Source organism: Verrucosispora sp. ts21, assembly GCF_002879555.1.
In the GTDB taxonomy this organism is placed as follows: Bacteria; Actinomycetota; Actinomycetes; order Mycobacteriales; family Micromonosporaceae; genus Micromonospora; species Micromonospora gifhornensis.
On record NZ_PNOZ01000154.1, the window covers coordinates 1 to 3,642 of the forward strand.

1 protein-coding gene, 1 tRNA gene and 1 other RNA gene are annotated in these 3,642 nt (G+C 73.3%); 2 read left to right on the top strand and 1 reads right to left on the bottom strand.

Translation table 11 applies throughout. The features are described from left to right. Position 1 precedes the first annotated feature (1 nt). Positions 2-86, bottom strand: a tRNA-Ser gene (locus tag C1A38_RS30250). An 81-nt stretch (positions 87-167) separates the two neighbouring features. On the opposite strand from C1A38_RS30250, the gene ffs reads away from it, so the two are divergent. Together ffs and C1A38_RS30260 are read left to right on the top strand one after the other, a co-directional pair. Next, positions 168-257, top strand: an RNA gene (ffs, locus tag C1A38_RS30255) — signal recognition particle sRNA small type. A gap of 258 nt (positions 258-515) precedes the next feature. Next, on the top strand, positions 516-3,509 hold the full coding sequence (locus tag C1A38_RS30260) for a DNA polymerase III subunit gamma and tau (protein WP_102661084.1): 2,994 nt from the start codon (positions 516-518) through the stop codon (positions 3,507-3,509). Positions 3,510-3,642 lie beyond the last annotated feature (133 nt).

The window sequence follows — 3,642 nt, forward strand, 5'->3', positions numbered from 1 at the left end:
GCGGAGGATACGAGATTCGAACTCGTGAGGGTGTTAACCCAACACGCTTTCCAAGCGTGCGCCCTAGGCCTCTAGGCGAATCCTCCGCGGAACAGGATACAGGTCCGCGTCGGCGTGCCCACCCCACCACCCCCTGAAGATCGACGACGGGTCGGGTAGGCTGGGGCTACCTCCCGTGCGGCGGTACCTCGTGAACCTCCCCAGGGCCGGAAGGCAGCAAGGATAAGCGAGCTCTGCCGGGTGCACGGGGGGCCTTTCTGTCTCCGGCCCGGCTGCGCCGCGCTCCCGTCGCGGCTGCCGGGCAACTGGATGGCACGACGTGCCGCACCCGAGATCACGCAGTCGGCCAAGTGCTGCCCGACCCAGGTGCAGCCCTCGGTGCAGATGTTAAGAAGGGGCCCTTCCTCTACCGGAGGCGTTAATAAGGTGCCCTTCCTTGCATCCCGTCAGCGGGGTGGGTGGTCAGTCGGGCGCGGGCGGCGGAGAATGGCGCGGTCGAGAGGAGGCGGGACGCCGTGGCATTGGCGCTCTACCGCAAGTACCGGCCGCGTACCTTCGCCGAGGTCATCGGGCAGGAGCACGTCACCGAGCCGTTGTCGCAGGCGCTGCGTAGCGGGCGGCTCAACCATGCGTACCTCTTCTCCGGGCCGCGTGGGTGTGGCAAGACCTCCAGCGCCCGGATCCTGGCCCGCTCCCTCAACTGTGAGAACGGTCCCACCCCGGAGCCCTGCGGGGTCTGCGCGTCGTGCCGGTCGCTGGGCAGCGACGGGGCCGGTTCGATCGACGTCATCGAGATCGACGCGGCCAGCCACGGTGGTGTCGACGATGCCCGCGAGCTGCGGGAGAAGGCGTTCTTCGCACCGGCCAGCAGCCGGTTCAAGATCTATGTCATCGACGAGGCGCACATGGTCTCGTCGGCCGGCTTCAACGCCCTGCTCAAGCTGGTCGAGGAGCCCCCGGAGTACGTCAAGTTCATCTTCGCCACCACCGAGCCGGAGAAGGTCCTCGGCACGATCAAGTCGCGGACCCACCACTACCCGTTCCGGCTGATCCCGCCGAAGGTGCTGCGGCCCTACCTGGAGCAGCTCTGCCAGGCCGAGGGCGTCGAGGTCGAGCCGGCGGTGTTCCCGCTGGTCGTACGGGCCGGTGGCGGCAGCGCCCGGGACAGTCTCTCCGTACTCGACCAGCTCATCGCCGGTGCTGGTCCGGACGGTGTCACCTACGCGCGGGCCGCCGCGCTGCTCGGTGTCACCGACGCGGCGCTGATCGACGAGATGTGCGACGCCCTGGCCGCCGGGGACGGCGCCGCCGCGTACGCCACCGTCGACCGGGTCGCCGAGGCCGGCCACGACCCGCGCCGGTTCGCCTCGGATCTGCTGGAACGGCTGCGTGACCTGATCGTGCTCCAGCAGGTGCCGGACGCCGCCGCCAAGGGCCTGATCGACGGCCCGGCCGACCAGATCGAGCGGATGACCGCCCAGGCCCAGCGTCTCGGCCCCGCCACGCTGTCCCGCTGCGCCGACATCGTGCACGACGGTCTGGTCGACATGCGCGGCACCACAGCGCCCCGGCTGCTGCTGGAGCTGATCTGCGCCCGGATGCTGCTGCCCGCCGCGGACGACTCCACCGGCGGCCTGCTTCAGCGCCTCGAACGCATGGAACGCCGGCTCACCCTCGCCGGCACCGACGCCCTGCCGGCCGCCGCCGACTCCGCGCCGGCCACCACCACCCCGGCGGTACGCCCCGAGCCTTCCGCCCCGCCCGCGGCTGGCGCCGCGGCTGCGGCTCGGACCGCCGGTGAACCGGCGGCTCCCGGTGGCAGTTCCGGGGTGGCCGCCGCCCGTGCCGCCGCCGCGAACGCCGGCACTCGCGCGCAGGCCGCCGGTGGCCCGGGTACCCGTGGATCGGCGGCAGGCGACGCGGGTGCCCATCAGCCGTCCACAGGTGCTCCGGCGGCCGACGACGGAGGTGGCCACGGCCCGAACCGGGAGGCGACGAGAGCGCCGAACCCGAACGGTGCCGGTCCGGGACCGACCGGCGGGCATGCCGGTGACACGGCAGCCTCCGGTGGTCCGGCCGATGTGCCGCCGTCGCGTCGTCCAGTGCCGCCGTCGGCGGTCATGCCTGACCCCGTCACACCCGAGCCGCCCCGACCCGGCGCGGTACAGCCCGGTGTGCTCGACGCCGCCGCGGTGCGCCGGATCTGGCCCGAAGTGGTCGGCAAGGTGGGCCGCAAGAGCAAGAAGGTCGCCGCCTGGGCCCGCGAGGCCACGGTGCGCGAGGTCGACGGCCAGACGCTGGTGTTGACCTTCCGCTATCCCTTCCACGCGCAGGCCCTCTCCAACGAACCCGACCTGCTGATCGAGGCGCTCTACGAGGAGCTGGGTAGCCGCTGGCAGATCCGGTGCGAGGTGGCCGGCGAACGTGGTGGCGGCTCGCCGGTCGGTCCGCGTGCCGCGTCGGCTCCGTCCCGTCCGGCACCCGCCCCAGCCAACAGCAGGGCGGGGACCGGACCGTCCGCCGGCTCGTCCAGCGCGGAGCACGGCGGGCCAGGCCGACCCGGTGCAGGCACCGGACCAGCCACCGGCACCGCAAGCGCGGCCGGAGCTGCGGGCTCGCCCGGAGCTGCGGGCTCGGCTGGCGTTGCATACTCGGCCGGGGCTGCGGGTTCGCCCGGAACTGTGGGCTCGGCCGGGGCTGTGGGCTCGGCCGGCGCTGCTTACTCGGCCGGGGCTGCGGGTTCGCCCGGAGCTACGAACTCGGTCGGCGCTGCGGGCTTGCCCGGGGCCACGACTTCGGCCGGTGCCGCCAGTTCGGCCGGGGCTGGGAACTCGGCTGGTGCTGCCGGCTCGGCCGGTGCCGGAAGCTCAGCCGGGGCGGCGAGTTCGGTCGGGGTGGCGGAGGCGGTCGACGACGAGGGTTGGCCGGAGCCGGCCCGCCCCGGCGGCTCTGCTCCCGTCGCCTCGACGGCGACCGATGTGGTGGACGAGTGGCCGGAGCCGGCGCGTCCGGGTGGCGGAGGTGACCAGGCGGCTCCGTCGACTCGTGGCGCGTCCGCCGGCACGACCGCAACCGCCCGTGCCGCGACCGAGACCGTCTCGCCCACCGGCGCGTCGACCAACGGCAACACCAGGGCCGCCCCGACGAGTAGCACCAGGGCTGTTCCGCCGAGCAGCACCAGGGCAGCCCCGGCGAGCAGTGCGATCGCGGCGGCTCGTGCGGCGGCGGCCGGGCGAGGTGCGCGTACCGATCAGGCGGCCCGGCAGACCGCGGACGCCGAATTCGCCGGTGAGCCGCCGTACGATCCGGATTTCGACGGCCCGATCCGCAGCGCCGGCACTCAGCCTGCGCCCACCGCCGCCTACGAGGGCTTCGACCCGGGCGACGAGCCGCTGGACGAGATCATCGACGAGAAGACCGCCCGCGAGTCGAGCGAGGAACAGGCGCTCCGCCTCCTCCGCGAGGCCTTCGCCACCACCGAGAAGATCAGCGAACTCGACACCCGCTGACCCCCTACCCCCGTACCCCCGCGCCGTACGCCGTCGATCTTGCACTTTCCGTCGGGGTAAAGGCCGCATTCTGGGGCAATTCGGCGACCGAAAGTGCAAGATCGGCGCGGGCGGGGCGTGGGCGGGGCGGGGG